Source organism: Mesorhizobium sp. M0898 (genome assembly GCF_040319695.1).
Classification (GTDB): domain Bacteria; phylum Pseudomonadota; class Alphaproteobacteria; order Rhizobiales; family Rhizobiaceae; genus Mesorhizobium.
Window position 1 is genome coordinate 24,810 of the sequence record NZ_JAMYOE010000043.1, and the last position, 15,704, is coordinate 40,513.

Annotated in this window: 11 protein-coding genes and 4 pseudogenes; 10 read left to right on the forward strand and 5 right to left on the reverse strand. The window is 61.8% G+C overall.

From position 1 onward, the window contains the following. Window positions 1-76 precede the first annotated feature (76 nt). From NKH90_RS28745 to NKH90_RS28770, 6 genes and pseudogenes are all read left to right on the forward strand, one after another. On the forward strand, window positions 77-346 hold the full coding sequence (locus NKH90_RS28745; protein WP_023679653.1) for a helix-turn-helix transcriptional regulator: 270 nt from the start codon (window positions 77-79) through the stop codon (window positions 344-346). Further along, entirely contained in the window at window positions 343-891 is a 549-nt protein-coding gene (lepB, locus tag NKH90_RS28750; RefSeq protein ID WP_352822428.1) for a signal peptidase I, read from the forward strand. The genes NKH90_RS28745 and lepB overlap by 4 nt, the downstream gene beginning before the upstream one ends. After that, complete coding sequence (locus tag NKH90_RS28755) at window positions 879-1,565, forward strand: lytic transglycosylase domain-containing protein (RefSeq protein ID WP_352706966.1); 687 nt, start codon at window positions 879-881, stop codon at window positions 1,563-1,565. Before lepB ends, NKH90_RS28755 begins: the two co-directional genes overlap by 13 nt. 186 nt (window positions 1,566-1,751) lie before the next feature. Next, complete coding sequence (rlxS, locus tag NKH90_RS28760) at window positions 1,752-3,722, forward strand: relaxase/mobilization nuclease RlxS (protein ID WP_352822430.1); 1,971 nt, start codon at window positions 1,752-1,754, stop codon at window positions 3,720-3,722. Window positions 3,723-4,708: 986 nt separating this feature from the next. Then, a pseudogene (locus NKH90_RS28765) lies at window positions 4,709-4,822 on the forward strand (SMC-Scp complex subunit ScpB); the annotation flags it as partial. Between the two features lie 1,180 nt (window positions 4,823-6,002). Further along, a pseudogene (locus NKH90_RS28770) lies at window positions 6,003-6,234 on the forward strand (acyltransferase family protein); the annotation flags it as partial. A gap of 55 nt (window positions 6,235-6,289) precedes the next feature. On the opposite strand, the pseudogene NKH90_RS28775 reads toward NKH90_RS28770, so the two are convergent. Further along, window positions 6,290-6,538, reverse strand: a pseudogene (locus NKH90_RS28775) (hypothetical protein); the annotation flags it as partial. A gap of 395 nt (window positions 6,539-6,933) precedes the next feature. On the opposite strand from NKH90_RS28775, the gene NKH90_RS28780 reads away from it, so the two are divergent. Beyond that, window positions 6,934-8,517, forward strand: a complete 1,584-nt coding sequence (locus NKH90_RS28780; protein WP_352822432.1) for an integrase catalytic domain-containing protein — start codon at window positions 6,934-6,936, stop codon at window positions 8,515-8,517. A 524-nt stretch (window positions 8,518-9,041) separates the two neighbouring features. Here the strand turns inward: NKH90_RS28780 and NKH90_RS28785 are convergent. Then, window positions 9,042-10,688 (reverse strand): MFS transporter, encoded by a 1,647-nt coding sequence (locus NKH90_RS28785; protein WP_352508099.1) that lies wholly within the window; start codon window positions 10,686-10,688, stop codon window positions 9,042-9,044. 512 nt (window positions 10,689-11,200) lie between these two features. Between NKH90_RS28785 and NKH90_RS28790 the strand changes: the two are divergent. Both NKH90_RS28790 and NKH90_RS28795 read left to right on the forward strand, forming a co-directional pair. Beyond that, window positions 11,201-12,056, forward strand: a pseudogene (locus NKH90_RS28790) (class I tRNA ligase family protein); the annotation flags it as partial. Window positions 12,057-12,112: 56 nt separating this feature from the next. After that, on the forward strand, window positions 12,113-12,421 hold the full coding sequence (locus NKH90_RS28795; protein WP_352690169.1) for a hypothetical protein: 309 nt from the start codon (window positions 12,113-12,115) through the stop codon (window positions 12,419-12,421). 213 nt (window positions 12,422-12,634) lie between these two features. Here the strand turns inward: NKH90_RS28795 and NKH90_RS28800 are convergent, their stop codons facing one another. From NKH90_RS28800 to NKH90_RS28810, 3 genes are all read right to left on the reverse strand, one after another. Then, window positions 12,635-13,144, reverse strand: a complete 510-nt coding sequence (locus tag NKH90_RS28800; protein WP_352453588.1) for a GNAT family N-acetyltransferase — start codon at window positions 13,142-13,144, stop codon at window positions 12,635-12,637. Then, a complete protein-coding gene (locus NKH90_RS28805; protein ID WP_352493107.1) occupies window positions 13,145-13,429 on the reverse strand; it encodes a type II toxin-antitoxin system TacA family antitoxin in 285 nt (94 codons plus the stop codon). It abuts the gene before it with no gap. A 466-nt stretch (window positions 13,430-13,895) separates the two neighbouring features. After that, window positions 13,896-15,080 (reverse strand): glycosyltransferase family 9 protein, encoded by a 1,185-nt coding sequence (locus NKH90_RS28810; RefSeq protein ID WP_352822435.1) that lies wholly within the window; start codon window positions 15,078-15,080, stop codon window positions 13,896-13,898. Window positions 15,081-15,399: 319 nt separating this feature from the next. Here NKH90_RS28810 and NKH90_RS28815 point away from each other — a divergent pair, with 319 nt between their 5' ends. Next, window positions 15,400-15,555 carry a hypothetical protein gene (locus tag NKH90_RS28815; RefSeq protein ID WP_352493109.1) on the forward strand — a complete coding sequence of 52 codons (156 nt, stop codon included), beginning with the start codon at window positions 15,400-15,402 and terminating at the stop codon, window positions 15,553-15,555. Window positions 15,556-15,704 lie beyond the last annotated feature (149 nt).

A 15,704-nucleotide genomic window follows, 5' to 3' on the forward strand; every position in this document is an offset into this window, starting at 1 on the left:
ACTCTTCGCCCGTCCCCAAAACGATCTCGCTCGCCGATCCTCGCCTTCGCTTGTCCGTAACGAAACGAGGATCATCATGGACGACGAAAACGAACGCGCGGCCCGCGCGAAGAAGGGCAGTCCGTTTCTCAACACCGCGCAGGCCGCCTTCTATATCGGGCTATCCCAGCGTACGCTGGAGAAGATGCGGCTCAAGGGCGGTGGCCCGCAATTTCGCAAGCACGGCCGCTATGTCCGCTATCACATCGACGAGCTCGACGACTGGTCGAAGGGACGCGCGCAGGAGACCAGGCCCGAGGATGCCGGGCACGATTCCGGCTCGGCCGGTGAGGGAGGCCGCTCATGAGCCGGCGTCCCACTATCCGTCTGATCGGCAGCCCTCTGCGGCGCGTTCGGGCGCGCAAGACGATCGCCGTGGCCACAATAGGCCTCGGCCTGATCGGCTTCGCCGCTTTCGACAACCCATCGCCCTGGCTGGTCTGGAACGCCTCGGCCAGTGCGCCGGTCGGCCTCTATCGCCTCGCGTCCGGATCGCCGGCTCGTGGCGATCTGGTGCTCGTCCGCCCGCCAAAACCGGTCGCCGATCTCGCCGCCGAACGCTTCTATCTGCCCAGCAATGTGCCGCTGGTCAAGCGCCTTGCCGCGCTGCCTGGCGAGCATGTCTGCGCCTTCGGCGACGCCATCATCATCGGCGGCGAGATCGTCGCGCGCCGGCTGGCAACCGACACGCAGCACCGTCCGCTATCTTGGTGGAATGCCTGCCGCAAGCTCGCCGCCGACGAGTTTTTCCTGCTCGGCAACGATAGAAATCACTCCTTCGACAGCCGCTATTTCGGGCCGGTGCCGGCCGAAAATATTGCCGGGAGGCTCGTGCCGCTATGGACCGAGTAACCCTCCTGATGCTGGGCATGGTCGCGATAGCGCCATGCGCCTGTTCCGCCGCGACCGACGCTCAGCCGGCCGCCATCTCCCGTGGTCCGCAGCTGGCAAGATGGCAGCACTACGTAGCTGAGGCAAGCCGGCGTTTCACCATTCCACAGCCCTGGATTTATGCCGTCATGGATGCCGAAAGCCGGGGGCAGACAATGGTGGACGGACGGCCGATCGCGTCACACGCCGGCGCCATTGGCCTCATGCAGGTGATGCCCGGCACCTATGAGCAGATGCGCGCAGAGCTTGGCCTGGGGGCCGATCCGCACGACCCTCGCGACAACATTCTGGCAGGCACTGCCTATCTGCGCGCCATGTATGACCGCTTCGGCTTTCCCGGCCTGTTTGCCGCCTATAACGCTGGGCCGGACCGCTACGAACAGCATTTGCAGCGTGGGCGACCGCTGCCCAGCGAGACGGTTTCATATCTGGAAGAGGTCAAGGCTGCGGGGATCTCGGCCGCCGACATGGACGCGTTCACCGGCAAATCCCGTTCCGGAAAAGCGCCGGAAATCCCGTCCGGGCAGTCGCTGTTTTTCCTGCGAAACGGTGTTTCCGCGACCGATCCGAATGGCCAAATTGTGGTGCCGCTCGGATCGGAGCGAGCAAGGTCAGGCCGGCCGGATCGCAGGTGAGGGCAGGGGTACCGTGGGTCGGGCGGGGCAGGGAGGCAGGTCCGCGGAAGGCAAGATAAAGGGCATCGCCTCCTGGAGGCGGCGAAGTCTTTGTCTGCACATCGTTTTTCATGGAGGCTGCCTTCAGCGTCAGGAGAGCTTCTGCCGACAAAGCTTTGATTTTTCTCAAGATTACTAGGAGGCTCAATGCAGGATGAAGAGTTCAAGCCGAGCCTGGGCAAAATCGGATCGCGCGGCTCGAAGGCAGGCAAGCGTTTCGTCGGCCAGATCCGCGCCGCGATCAACCGAGCCGGCGGCGGCAGCGGTCGCCGTGGCCGCTTCATCGGAAGCCGGGCGGGGCGCGGCGGGGCTGCTGCCGCCGTTCTCAGAGCGCGCGACCCCCACGCGGCGTTTCGGCAGCGGCGCGCCGTCGTCAAGGCCCGTATCGTCAAGCTGGCCGGCAAGGGTGTTGACGGGGCACGTGCACACCTTCGCTACCTCCAGCGCGACGGCGTCACCCGCGAAGGCGAGCCTGGCGAGCTCTATAGCGCCGACAGCGACCGCGTCGATGGCAAGGCCTTCATCGATCGTGCCGATGGCGACCGGCATCACTTCCGCTTCATCGTCGCCCCTGAAGACGGCATCGAGTATGATGACCTGAAGCCGCTCACGCGGCGCCTCATGGCGCAGATGGAAGAAGACCTCGGCACCAGGCTCGACTGGGTGGCCGTCGATCATTTCAACACTGGTCATCCGCATACCCATATTATCGTCCGCGGCAAGGACGACCGCGACGAAAACCTCGTCATCGCGCGGGACTACATCTCGTCTGGAATCCGTGAACGGGCGGCCGAGCTGGTCAGCCTCGACCTTGGCCCGAGAACGGACCGCGAGATCGAGCAACGCCTGCGCCAGGAAATGGAGCGGGAACGCTTCACCAGCATCGATCGGCAGCTGCTCCGCATGCGCGACCATGAGGGGCATGTCTCACCGGCCAGCCGAGACACGTTTCGCCAGACGCTGCACCAGGGCCGCCTGCGCAAGCTCGAGCGGATGGGTCTGGCTGAGGAAGTCGGCTCGGGCCGCTGGCGCCTTGATGGCGAGCTTGAAGCGACGCTGCGCCGCATCGGCGAGCGGGGCGACATCATCAAGACCATGCACCGCGAACTGACCGGCAAGGGGCTCGCCCGCAGTGCCGCCGACTATGTTGTCCATGATCGATCTGCAGAGCAGATGCAGCCTGTCGTCGGCCGCATCATTGCGCGCGGCCTGGCCGACGAAATCACTGACCGCCATTACCTCGTCGTCGACGGCGTGGACGGCAAAAGCCACTATGTTGATATCGGCAAAGGCGAGGCCACCCAACCGACGCCAGAGGGCTGCATAGTGCGGGTCACGCCGAGGGACACCGGGCCAAGGCAAGTCGACCGCACAATTGCCGAGATCGCCACGGCCCATGACGGGCGCTACAGCATCGATATCCATCTCAAGCATGACCCGTCGGCCACCGAACGCTTTGCCGAAACGCACGTGCGGCGACTGGAGGCGATCCGCCGGGCGACCGGTGGTGTCGAGCGCGAGCCGGACGGCACATGGACTATCGCGCCGGACCATCTCGACCGCGTCGCGGGCTACGAGCGTCAGCGAGCGAGGGCCGAGCCTGTTGTCGTCGACAAGCTCTCATCAATGCTGCTGGAGAGCCAAGTCAGCTTCGACGGCGCCACCTGGATCGACCAGGAGCTCGTATCAGCTCATCCTGAGCCCTTGCGCGACTCTGGCTTCGGTCGCGAAGTACGTCAGGTCCAGGCCCGTCGACAGCAGTGGCTGATCGCGCAAGGTCTCGCGCATGAAGCCCAGGATCGGGTCATCTATCGCGCGAACATGCTTTCGATGCTGCGCCAACGCGAGTTGAACCGCGTGGCCGGCCAGTTGTCGAACGAACTCGGTCTGCCCTATTCTGAAGCCCAGAGTGGAGATCGAATAGAAGGCACGCTCCGCCGCTCCGTCGAGCTCGCCGGCGGAAAATACGCTGTCATCGAGAAATCGCGCGAGTTCACGCTGGTGCCATGGCGGCCGGTGCTTGAGCATCATATCGGCAAGGAGGTTTCCGGCGTCGTGCGTGCAGAGGGGATTTCATGGACCATCGGCCGGCAGAGAAGCGGACCAAGCATTTCGTGACATGGCTACACAACTTCTTTGCCCGCGTTGAAACGGGTACTCAGTCCGGACGGAGTTCGCCTGCTAATTGCCCGCGGCATTGATCTCGCGAGGGATAAATGGCTGGTCGTGCAAGACTTATCGTTCGGTCTACAAAAAGCGCCCCAGTCATTCATCGTATTCCATGGTTCTGAGCCAAAACCCTCCTGCGCCACCACGGCACTCTTCCCGGTGCCACGGAAGCCCCGCCGACGACGGCGGTGCCGGCCTGGTTGCGCAGGGCTGCCCCCGACCCGAACAGTTGCGGCGCATGAGGACATTGCAATCACTGCAGGTGCGGCCATCGGCGCGCTCGATGCGATGGTCCGCCAGCTAGAGAGGTGGGCTGGCGCCTGGTGACAGCGCCTAGGGCTTTCGGCGGCCGCGGTACGGCGAGCAGGCTCGCGGCGTCGAGGATGAAGCCGCACTTCGCGATGTTCTTCTGCTCACACGACCGGGAGACGAGGTCGGCCCCGCGGGCCGGATGCTGTTGGCCGGGCGTGAACTGGCTGCCCATCCCGCTCAGGATCTTCTAACGGGAGAAACCTCGCTGCGGTGGGGAAGATTTCGGTCGTCGCCCGCGACGACGAGGCGGTCAGCGACCTGGCCAGACGAGCTCGGCAGCTTTCCGCTGCGGCATGGTGACCGGCGCGATCATGGCCGCCGAATGAGATCGCTTCGAACGCACCGTCGGATGCTGGCTCGCCGACGCTTTACTGGCGCAGCGCCTGGGAGGGGCAATGCGGTGCCGCTACTGGGCACCGAGGCAGCTTTGGGCATGAGACCCGATCAACCGCGCCGGGCCGCGACGGTCATTGCGGCATCTGGAGTCGAGGCCGGGTCAGACCGGGGGAAAAACTGCTCGTCGCGTAGGAGCCCCGCGTTGCGCGCCGTCGATCTTTCCGCCCAACTCGGCGCCGCGCTGACCGGGGCCTGCCATTGCCCCGAAACTGAGGCCAAGGCGACGGACCCGCCCTGCGTATACCGACGCCCGCCGCGCCGCCGTCGGCGGAAACGAGCGGGCCGTGGACCTCACACAATCTGAGGTGCTGATGACGATGTGCATCGCCTACTTCCATCCGCACTCCTACCCACGAGCTCACCCGTGCGCCCGCGGTGCTGCGAACCCGCCGACGAATATTTGGCAGAAGCCGGAGTGGGCGCTCACCCGCGACGATTTTTTGGCCTTGACCGGGCCGGGCGGCGCGACCCGAGCGTCGGGACAAAAAGCCGGGAAGGGGAGGGCACCAGCCCGGTTGAAGCCAAGGGCATGATGATGTGAGGACGATCTGCTGGCAAGAATTTGCGCAGATCGATGCTGTCCTGGCGCGCTCGTCGAAGATTCTGAGCGGCGCCGACGTGGCTGCTCGAAGGGAGAACACTTCACTGCGTGACCGTCCGGACCTGATTACGATCTCCATTGGAATAAAGAAGAACGACGGGCCGAATGGCAGGGTGGATCGCCAAGATGCGCGATCTGCCGGCTGTCCTGCGCGCGTGCGGGAGTCGCCACCATGAGCTTTACGACAAAATTGCCGGCACAGGCCGATTTCAAGAAGGTCTTGCTCTATGCTATCAGGAGGCGATCGCACGCAGCGCAAGATCGGCCAGTGCGGATGCTGGCCAAGCTGCCCGGCGCGTCGTGAGATGTTGCCCGTCGGATGGTGACGCTTTAGATCAGGCGGATCTCCACCCAGCGCCGCGCAGGTCGAACCCAGCGATTTTGTGGCACGCGCTCGAAAGGTGCTGCACCGCGGGAATTGCCGCCTCATCCATGCACTGCAAGAGTCACGAAAGGACGGTGACCCCCGAAGCAAAATCCTATCCGTGGGCACTCACGTGCGCCTGATGCGCACGTATCCATCGTGCGCATGCGTTCCATAAACACAATCGATTTTACCGACCAAAGAGAATAGCGGATACCGCCCGTTTCTTGAGGAAGGCTTATGGAACGACCGGCGCCGCTTGACCATTCGAAACCAATCGAAGTTGGCCGGCGCGAGCCCTGAGTTCCGGTTGATCTACATTCCAGGCGGCGGCACTGCCGCTATTGAGGCGATGAGGACGAAGTTCAATGGAAATATTGGGGCCTTCTAACCCAGAACAGGCCTGTTCCGCTTGTGTCGTGCTGCGGCCCTCATCCTCTCCATTACCGGCTGGATTGGGATGCGACAATCCAGAATGGGATCCGAAGATGCCGTGCGTGAACCACTCTAGAACCAAAGTGGAAGCAGTAACGGCAGGATATCGGCTGGAGGTCTGATGCTTAATCACAAAACAGTCGGTTCGAAGGGGCGCGACCCGTGCCCAGAAGGGACAAAGGCCAGAGACCTAAGCTTCGATTTCGCCAAAGGCGTCCTCATTATATTGGTGATAATTGGGACAATATGTTATCTATCGAGGCACTGACGACTTTTGGCTGTCGCCATATTTTAAGTCGATCTACATGTTTCACATGCCTCTGTTTATGGCGATAAGTGGATATCTTTCTTCGCAGGATTGTGCGCCACCTTGGATATGTGTCGCGGAGCTATGCTTAATTTATGATGTGACTGCCGACAGTTGGCATTGAAGTCATTGGCGAGCCATGCCGGCGTGGCATTCCCCTCACGGATCACTTGATCCGCCGCCCGAAGTAAGGCGTGCCTGTAGGCCGGGATCGGTCCCGAATGCTCGTAGGACGGCAATTCGCTCGGGAGCCCGATCAGATTTGAAGCTCCGCGACCGTCTGGCGCCGACCGCAGCCAATGAAAGAGCGTCTGACCGATCGTCGCGTTCATCTCCAGAAGCCCGCCTAGTATGTTGTGACCACTGCTGTGGCAATGCAGCAGTCCTGGATGGCTGCATCAAATAGGTCCAAGATGCCCCGGGTGCGCTTCCACCGCATCACCGGGACCTTCGCTGCAGCTAAATGAAGAAAATCCAGGCGCGCGCTGAAGCATCGTAAAAAATTCGTGGATTATCTCAGCTGATAAAATGACCCGATCCAATTTCAGTCGATCAATCAGCGCCCTTCGTCGGGGCTGTCGGTCCGCATCGCGCCTGGCGACGGCGCTATGCTGGTGCTCCTACGGCCGCCCTTGTCAAGCGAAGTGGGGATTTGACCCCCGCATTGCCTCAAGCAAAATGTTACCAATAGTGTCGCTGTTCCGAATGGGATGGTCAGGTGTTGTCATCCCGATTCGGAGGATGGATGGCAAGGCGGATCAGCATGGCGACACGGTCGGAATTGGTGGAAGCAATTGTCGAGCGGTATCGATCGGGGAGCCGAAGCGATAAGCGCCTCATCCTCGATGAGTTCGTCGCGGTGACCGGTTATCATCGCAAGCATGCGATCCGAGTGCTCCGTCAACGCGCGTCGAAGATACCTGGCAACAAGAGGCACAGCCTTCGCTATGGCGGCGATGTTCGCGAAGCGCTCGTGGTGTTGTGGGAGGCATCGGAGCGGCTGTGTTCCAAACGGCTGCGGCCGTTGATACCTGTCTTGCTGCCAGCGCTTGAACGGCATGGCCGGCTGGAGCTCGATGCCGCGCTCCGCGGCAAGCTGCTGACAATGAGCCCGGCGACGATAGATCGGCTTTTGGCGGAGGTACGTGTTGTGGCTCGCGGCGGCCAGCGCCGGCGAGCAGGAATGAGTTCGGCGGTTCGCCGATCGGTGCCGGTGCGCACCTTCGGGGACTGGAATGATCCGCCGCCCGGTTACGTCGAGGTCGATTTCGTGGCGCATTCCGGCACATCTTCGTCCGGCAGCTTTGTGCAGACGATGGTGTTGACCGATATTGCCACGGGGTGGACTGAATGCGTTCCGGTCCGCACGCGCGACAGCGGCAATGTGATTGTGGCGATCAAGCAGGCCCGCTCGTTCTTTCCCTTCCCCCTGCTCGGCGTAGATTTCGACAACGACAGCGCCTTCATGAACGAGTTCGTCGTCTCCTGGTGCCGCAGTGAGGAACTGGAAGTGACGCGCTCGCGCGCCTATCGAAAGAATGACCAGGCGCATGTGGAGCAGAAGAATGGCGCCATCGTGCGTCGCCTGGTGGGGTATGGTCGGTTTATCGGCGCGGAGGCGACGGCCGCGCTTGGTAAACTTTATGCTGTCGTGCGGCTTTACGGCAATCTGTTCCAACCGTCATTCAAGCTTCAGGAGAAGACGCGGATCGGCGCTCGTGTGATCAAGCGCTATCATCCGCCAGTTCCGCCTGCGGCCCGTGTCCTTGCACATCCGGGTGTGGCCGAGGCCGACAAGCAGCGGCTCCAGGCGATGATGGAAACCGCCGATCCCGTGCTGCTGTTTGCTGGCATCCGCGCCGCGCAGGAGGAGCTTGGGCGGCGGGTCGATCGTCGTGGCCTGAATACGAAGATTGAGGAGCCGGCCGTTATCGATCTCCAGCGCTTCGCCGCGAATCTGAAGACGGCCTGGAAGAGTGGCGAGACCCGACCAACGCATCGGCGGCCGTATCGGCGGACCAAACCCTATCCGAAGAGACCCAGCATGTACGAGCCGTTCGAGGCGCAGATCAAGGGATGGCTCGAGGAAGAGCCGGCGCTCTCGGCAGCAAGTGTGTTGCAACGCCTGACAAAGATCGACCCCTCGCGCTTCAAGGAAACTAACCTGAGAATGGTGCAACGGCTTGTGAAGGTCTGGCGCATGGAAATGGCTGGGCTGATCATCCTCGATGGCGGTTGGATGAAGAGCTGGCCGCTATCTCCCTCCGCCGCGACGGATGGAGAAAGGGCCCACGTCGGCCCTATCGCGTTCGGTAACATTCCTCGGTGAGGCAATAGGGGGGGTCAGTTTCTCAATTCGCCCGACAGCCCTGTTGAACCGCTTTCTCCAGCACCGAACTGAATTGGTCCCGCTGGCGGACATTTCGATGCTTCCGCCTTGCGGGCCTTCTTTGTTGCGGCCGGCTCTGCGGCACGGCTGCGCCGACGTGAACGTGCTTGGCGGCACGTTTTGTGAGGGAGGGAAAGAGGCGCGCGGCCCTCTCCCTGCAAGTCGCCGCTGGCGGATTCCTCCGTCTGCCCGCTTCGCTCCGTGCAGACCGGGGAGACCCCTCGGCCCCTTGCTCGCGCTGCTCGCCACGATGCAGGGGGACAGGCGACCTGAACCCGTGCCCAAGCCGATCTGATGGCAGAGGCGGTGGGGCTGGACATGGGCCCGTGGTGGACGTACGTGCCACACAAATCCTCATGCTCGCCTAACCGACCGCAACGTATGGCAATCCGGGCAGTCCCGACTAAAGATGGAGTAGGTCTCGGCCATTCCCGTGTCCGAACCCAGAAAAGTTACTGGTTTCCTTACGGGCGCGATACAAAGGGCACGGGCTGGACTTGGCTGCCGGGGGCGGGGCTTGTCGACCGCTCGATCGAAAGTGAGAGACGAGGAGGAGAATCACCGACCTGCAGAGCGGCAAGGCGCTCGCCTACCTCCCTGTCAGTCACCGTTAGCCGATGGTTTAGACGAAGATAGTCCGTCCATGTCGGCGTGCGGAATGTCTCGGTCCAAAGAGTCGAGTTCTGAAGATCGCGCTGGAGGGTCCAGTCCCGCGCACCGGCACGGCTCTGAACGCGCCGCCTTTCGCGCATGCAGCTCAGAAATTCCTCGATATTCTCCTCGGGTATCGAGTACTCCACCTTGATCACGATCGGGCCGCTCCTGGGCTTCAAATCGAGGGCCAGTTCTGGTGGCCTGAAGTCGAAGGCCCCTTGATCCGATTCCTCCCATAGCCGTACCGGCAATAGCTTTCCCACGGCTGCAACCAGCAACAGCGCCGCTGCAGCACCTTCCAAAGCCCACGTCAGGGAATAGTACTGCGCGACAGCACCCCAGATCCAGCTGCCCGCTGCCATGCCGCCGTAGGTCAGGGCGTAATAGATCGACAGGGTGCGACCAACGACCCACCTTGGGCTTGCCAACTGCACACACACGTCGGTTCCGGTCCAGGTGACAACCCAGCCTGCGCCAGCGATTGCAAGCGCGATCGCTGCTACAGCCACCGATGATGTGAGAGCCAGTAAAAGGCAACACGTTGCGCAAGCAACGGATGCGAGCGTGATCAATCGATTTTGGGACGTGATGCGTCGCAAGTAGCTATTGCCAATGCCCGCGATGAAGGCGCCTGTGCCGAAGCCGGCTAACAGGACGCCGTAAACAATTGGCCCCCCCGCCAGTTGGTCGCGAACCACGAGGGGGAGCAGAGCAAGGATCGAGATGCTTGACAGCCCGAACAGGGTTGCGCGCACGATCGCCACTCTGATCTCCGAGGAGATTGCCGTGAAGCGCATGCCATCATGAATGGCCGTCGTCATCCGCTCGCGCGGAAGAGGCGAAGAGCGAACTTGCCACTTGGAGCGCAGCACAGCGCTCAACGGGACCAGGTCGGTCAGCGCAGCGAAGGCGAAAGCCGTAAGGGGGCCCAGCAAAGCCAAAATTACACCGCCCAGCGCCGGTCCTATGCTCCGAACCACGTTGTACCCCACCGACATCAGCGTCACTGCAGCGGGTATGTCGCGCTTTTCCAGGATGTCGCCGACCGAGGCGTGCCAGGCTGGATCATTCAAGGCAAAGCCGCATCCCGCCAAGAAACTCAGTCCCAAGATCAGCCATGGACTGACAAAGCCGAGTCCAACAGAGAGAGCCAGCGCCGTGGATGCCAGTGCGATCAGGCAATGTCCGGCAAGCATCACGCCGCGGCGGCTGAAGCTGTCTGCAATCGCTCCAGCAAGGATCGACAAGAAGAAGGCGGGCAGTGTCGATGCAGCCTGCACGAGCGCAACCATCAGATCGGAGGCTGAAATCGTTGCCATAAGCCAGCTTATAGCCACGCTCTGCACCAGCCAGCCAAGGCTGGATATCTGCGTGGCTGTCCAGATCGAACGAAAGACCGGATTCTGAAGAGGGATCAGTGTGTTTGCCGCAAAGGGCGGGGAATCTTGACGCCGCATGACTTCTCACCTCCACCACGTAGTTCTTTCACTCACTCACTCGCTGACAGCGGTGCGCTTACGCACAGCTGCGTCACAACCAAGTTCCGATATCGCGCTCGCAACAAAGTAGATGTCGCACCCACGGTGCCGATGCGCGATGAGTGTGCCAGTTGGGCGTCAGCTGGTCTGGGTCGCGCAGCCCGATGGGGTGCGGTCTGCCCTGCGACTCTTGGCCTTGGACGGTGCTACCGCCCCGATGGCCGGGTTGTCAAACTGCCACGGTGCTAGCAGCGCCCATCCCATCCTGACAGGCATGAGCATACGACGCAGTGCATCGCTGGTATCGGAGGCGGGTGCAAGATCAAGGGTGGCATCGTCTTGACAAGTACGAGCTGGTGGGCGCCTTTGCCCGACCTACACATCGGCGATTCATGGGGCCGCCGTTCAACTCGTTGGTCTATGCGCAAAAAAACATAATACGCTTGTAAAAGACGTTTCGTGTCGGCGCAGGCGCCGAGGAGGGCGCGGAAGCCTTGAGCATCGTCATCCCGCCACCGAACGTCACCGGCTCGCTGCACATGGCCATGCGCTCAACAACACGCTGCAGGACATTCTGGTGCGCTTCGAGCGCATGCGCGGCAAGAACGTGCTGTGGCAGCCCGGCATGGATCACGCCGGCATCGCCACGCAGATGGTGGTCGAGCGCCAGCTTATGGAGAAGCAGATCCACCGCCGTGACCTGACGCGCGACGAGTTCATTGAGAAAGTCTGGGAGTGGAAAGCCGAATCCGGCGGCGCGATCTTCAACCAGTTGAAGCGGCTGGGGGCCTCGGCCGACTGGAGCCGAGAACGTTTCACCATGGACGAGGGCCTATCCAAGGCGGTGCTCGAAGTGTTCGTCACGCTCTACAAGGAAAGGCCTGATCTACAAGGACAAGCGCTTGTCAACTGGGACCCGAAGCTCTTGATCGCGAGTCCGACCTTGAGGTCGAACAGCAGGAGGTCAACGGCAACCTCTGGCATTTCCGCTACCCCGTCGAGGGCGAGGTTTTGGATCCGGAAAATCCTAAAACCTTCATCACCGTGGCGACGACCCGCCCGGAGACGATGCTGGGCGATATGGCGGTCGGCGGTGCATCCCGACGACGAGCGTTTCCGGCATCTTGTCGGCAAGAACCTCATCCTCTGCCGATCGTCGGCCGCAGGATCGCGGTGGTGGCGGACGAGTATTCTGATCCGGAGAAAGGCAGCGGCGCGGTCAAGATCACGCCGGCGCACGACTTCAACGAATTTGAGGTCGGCAGGCGCCATAAGTTGCCGGCGATCAATATTCTCACCGTAGAGGCGGCGGTCACCCTCACGGACAATGACGACTTTCTCGCCGGGACGACATGGTGCGTAGTCGCCATGCTGCCCCTGGCCAGATCGTAGATGACCTCGGCTTGTTCGCCATGGCGAGCCGAAGCACGTTGACGGCCGTGCCGGGTGATGCGCCGTCCCAGACTATCATCCCAAAATCGGCGCGCGCCATCTCCCGGTCTTTGGCGGCGTACAGCCCAGTCGCCCAGATCATTGCGGGGTTCCTTGGCCGCATGGAAGACCCCGACATGTTTGTAGCCGTAGCCCGCGAGCAGGCCCTGCGCCTCGGCATCGGCTCCAGAGGCGTCGCCAATCAGCACGCCGTGCACGGCAACAACGATTGGGCGGATCCGAGCGATGGCAGGTTCCGGCAGCTCAAATATCTCGCGTGAACCCCCTATGAATATCATCGACATCATGACTTTCCCTTCTCTCCAGGGCTCCCTCGCTCTGACCGCCGTCTCCCTCTGGCCCTGCGTGAGGGGTCACCCGAACGCCGAGACGGCGAAGCCGGCTCGGGGAGCGGCGGGACGCCGCAACTAGAGCCCGGTCGGCGGCAGGCCGGCGCGCAGACCTGCCGCTCCGGAGGCGCTACGCGCGCGGAGCTAGTGGCCTTTGTCGGCCAGCCAGAGGCTCACGTCCTGGATCGAGCGCATGAGCACCGACGGATTGTCCCGCGCGGGAATGAAGCCCCAGCTCTGCCAGTAGCGCTCTGCCTCGGCGTCGATCGCCCGCACCACCACCGCGCGGCCGCCGACGATGTCGGCGCCGGCGACGCAGCGATACAGCGCGTCCTTGACCAAGCCGCTACCGACGCCTTGTCCGGCATAGCGGTGGTCGACGGCGAGTTGTCCGATCAGCAGGCAGGGGATCGGATCGGGCGGGCGTCCGGTGCGGATGGCGCGCGGTGCGCTATTTGGCTGGATCACGCCCGGCGCGAGGCCGTAATACCCGACGACTGTTCCCTCGTCGTGAACGACCAGGACGCGGGTAAACCCGCGGGCCTGGTTCGTTCGCGCGAAGCCGGCCAGCCAAGCATTGAGCGCCGGCTTGCCGCAATCGAAGCTGTCGAGGCGGTGTGCGTGGTCGAGGAGTTCGATGCCTGAAAGCGCCACCTAGCGGTCCCAGGGCGAGGACCGACGCAGCCGCTCGGCCGCCTTCGCCGGGGGCGCAGCGGCCGGGGCTGAGATCGCCTGCATGAAGGCGTCATAGGCTTCCGGGGACACGCGGATGACGGTTTCGTTGAGGATGGCCGCCTGCGCCTCGTGCAGCGCGGCGCGCCGCATGAACTCCGTGCGCGACAGGCCGAGCAGCTCCGCGCCGCGGTCGATGATGGTGAGATCATCGTCGCGAAACCGCATCGAGACGGGTGCTTCCTTCCTGGTGGGTGTGGTGGCCATGGCGCGCTCCTGTGCTGCGGACGTATATACGTTAGTGTAACGCGGAACGCAATACTACGTTCCCTGGCGACGTCTCGTGGCGGATGGTCTCAGGATTTCTCGCCGCATCGGTTCTTCTCGGCTTCTCGCCCCAGTCGCCATTGCCGCAACCCAGAGCAAGGTGGCTTTGGTCAGCTCCGGCGGATCAATTACGGCTTAGGAAGCGCATTTGTTTTTGGCGGCCGGATGAGCGGGTCCAGAAGCGAAGTCGCTGCCATGACTGTCGCCGGACCAGCCCCGGCTATCCCGAACCTGATAAACATCTGACGCGATGGCGACTTTCGGGCCGTCACGCCACAAAGGAGGAACGGCTATGAAGGCTGGGCGGCGGCACTTTCATTCTCAGGCGCCGCTCTATGCCACCTGTCGGCCAATGTGACATCGCCACTGCGGTCCGGGCAATCGCGGTTGTGGTGACCGCGAGCCACTAAGCTTGTGCCGTACCCTTACAATGATTCATCAAGGCGTTTACCTCGGCAATCACGAGATCCGGCGTGATGTCGAACTTGCATCGGACTTTGACCGGACAATGCCGCACTTGGTCCAGACCACATCCGCGACATTCAATAACACTCATAAGCATGCTGACCAAGGGACCTCGAAACCCCCAAATCTCCGGTAGATGTGACGCCGTGAAAATGCCGATAGTAGGGCGGCCAAGCTGGGCAGCGACATGGCCGGTGCCTGAATTGTTCGAAACGACGAGCCCGGCCGAATTCACGAGACAATTGAATTCCAATTCTGACAAGTCGACAGCCGTCCGAATGTTCGCGGCTCCACGTTCCCTAGCTATCTTCGCAACCTCCTCAAGCGCTTCCAGGCATTCGCCACGGCCAACGAGGACCACCTCACCACGGGTCGAAAGAGCAGCGACAACTTTGCCAAAACTTTCAATCGGCCAATCTCGCAGGCTGGAATTGGAGAACGGAGCCACGACAATCGGGGCATTGCCTGTAGTCGAATTCTGTGGGTGACCCGCTCCGCTTTCGAAATAGGCAGCTGCCTTTGCGACCAGAAAGAGGAGGATTTCTGACACATGCTGGAGACGCACCTGCTTACGGTCAATGAACCAATCAAGCCATCTACGGGGGATTTTGTTAGCAAGCCCTATTTTTTGGACCAGCTTGTAGAAAATGGTTCTGCGCAGTTTCAGATTGAATGGCGCTATCGCAATATCGATCTGATGCATGCTGTACGGATCAACTATCGCCGCACGGTGCCTGGCGGGGACTTCAAGCAAGATGGGCCTTGTTTCTTCCGGAACACGCATATCAATGGCAAGATCAAACTCGCCGGTCAGCAGCGGCCTTATGTCGGCGGCTTCTTTGCGCGTTTTGACTTTTGGGTTGCGAGGAAAAAAGTCAAAAGCAATGTGATCGTCGGCGAGGTCGAACTGTTTTGCAGTAGCGATGTTCCAGCTTCCCACCACCAGCGTAATGTGGGCATGCGCAAAACGCTGACGAAGGTCCTTTAGGGGCCCTAGAGACATCCAAAAGTCGCCGACATGATCAAGCTTGAGGACCAAAATTCTCATCCTTGCGCTTGACTGTTCCGGCTCTTCCCAGCTGCGGTATATAATTTGATTGCCGTCGTGCTTTGTAAAATATGCCATTGCCATTCCGAAGATTATACGGTCAACACTGATAGCCCAGTGACGCGTGTGTAGGGTTGGAGTGCTCCCCACTTGTCCGCGTCTCCGCAAGAATTCTGCCATCAGATCCAAGCCGCGCTCCAGCAGGAGCTGTCGGGCGAAGTCTGCATCTCTAGCGGTGGTAGCGCGCCAAGAAGCCAGCTATGTCCCGACCCGCAATGTGAAGGGCTTCGTCACGGTCTTGCATGCAGTGAGTTCGAGAAACGCCGAGTAGACGGCGTTCGCCAAGCCGCCGTCCCCAGATCTCGAGCATAACGGCTGTGGCCTCGCTCTTTGGTCGATGCTGATCCTGAATGAGACCGTCGCCGCCGGCGACGACATCGCCGGCCGGATTGACCGTCTCCGGCACGCCCTGTCGCTGTGGTCCCGCATCATGGTGGTTACAAAGGACCCGCCGCAGGCGCTTTTTTCTGCGCGTCCGGGTCGTCCAACATGAAGTGGACGAATCAACCCTGTGATGAAGTCGAGCGCCCGCCCCCCGGGGGGGGGGCGGGGGGGGGGGGGGGCACCGATTTTTTGCCGGGCTGGGTTGCGGGCGGCCCAAAAACCCGAACCCCGGGGTTGGGGGGGGGGTTTAAAACAAGG